Raw genomic sequence first — 1,229 nt, 5'->3', positions numbered from 1 at the left:
CTTTTTTTGTGACACAAAGAATTAAAAAACCAAGTAACAGATCATAATTAAAATCGTTAATGTTCTAATCTGAATGGGATAGACGCACAATGGCTAAGCGCTTTTTGATGAGTGAGCAACGATAACACGGGCAAAAGACAGCTAGCGCCATTTAATAAAATTAATATTGCTAACCATGACACTATGGTTCAAACTAATGCAGTACCACTCGAACATACTTTAAGCTTGGGCTGTTAACTCATTGAAAATCCTGTGGTGCTTATATCGTCAGTAAATTAAAACGCCAGCTTACGTAGAACATGTTTAAACAAACGTACCTAGAGTAGAGCCAAGATGGATGACAATCCTTGATCAAACTATTCTTGATCCGATAAAGGGCCCTAGCTCTGTAGCCGGGATGTTGGCGACGAAGAAATTTCTAAAATATGTCCATTATTAATAATTGGAATAATAAAAACGAGGCGTAAAATCAATGCCACAAGCACAGTCACATGACCAACAGATCACCGATTTTTGGAATGCAGTTTGCCAATGCAAACACTTAGGCACACTACCGCAACCTGAGGCGTGGGCCTTTGGGAATGGCGAACAGCAGGCCGATGAATTGGCCGCTCTTGTTATTGCGGGTCAAAAAGACGGCGACAACATCTGCGTTCTTTCCAGGTGAAACAACCGCAGCGGTTGATGAGTACAATATTATATTAGACGGTCGTAACCAACCGGTGGCAGTTACCCAAACAGTTGTTTCAGAAATCATGCCGTTTACACAAGTGAGTGCGGAACATGCGTATCATGAAGGTGAAGGCGACCAAACACTCACGCATTGGCGGCGGGGTATAAATAAAGTAATAGAACAATGTTGGTGGATACCCGTATGGGTGTTTCGCTAACTGTGATCGTGATTATCAAAGCGGCGTTACATCATCTAATGAGTTACACAACTTTGTGGTTTTTATTTTATCGTGCGTCATAATTTATATGGTCTGTTGTCATCTATGTATTATCAATATCGTATGAGAATCTAGTAGACGTAGCTCACCGTTCCTTCAATCCTTAAACACCGACAGAATTAACCAATCTTAAAAGTTCACTTAAGCGATAAATGATTTAGCTCCTTTAATTCAGATTTTGTTGAGACATAGCGAAATTGATTTAAATGATTTTATAAATCGTAATTAGATTTACTTATGTTGAAAGTGAACTGTTTCAAATATGTTCAATAAAAAAAA

Annotated in this window: 2 protein-coding genes; both read left to right on the top strand. The window is 38.7% G+C overall.

Annotated features, from left to right (window positions below):
• The first annotated feature begins 472 nt into the window (after positions 1–472).
• A complete protein-coding gene (locus ACRYI5_RS11025) occupies positions 473–667 on the top strand; it encodes a hypothetical protein (RefSeq protein WP_448225295.1) in 195 nt (64 codons plus the stop codon).
• A complete protein-coding gene (locus ACRYI5_RS11020; protein WP_448225294.1) occupies positions 582–890 on the top strand; it encodes an ASCH domain-containing protein in 309 nt (102 codons plus the stop codon). The genes ACRYI5_RS11025 and ACRYI5_RS11020 overlap by 86 nt, the downstream gene beginning before the upstream one ends.
• Positions 891–1,229 lie beyond the last annotated feature (339 nt).

Source organism: Furfurilactobacillus sp. WILCCON 0119, from assembly GCF_053471565.1.
Note: the sequence above shows the minus strand (reverse complement) of the source record. Positions and strands in the feature narration are given on the sequence as shown.

What these genes read in the sequence shown, in the direction of transcription:
- ACRYI5_RS11025 (WP_448225295.1), top strand. Translation starts at nt 473, where the DNA reads ATGCCACAAGCACAGTCACATGACCAACAGATCACCGATTTTTGGAAT.
- ACRYI5_RS11020 (WP_448225294.1), top strand. Translation starts at nt 582, where the DNA reads ATGGCGAACAGCAGGCCGATGAATTGGCCGCTCTTGTTATTGCGGGTC.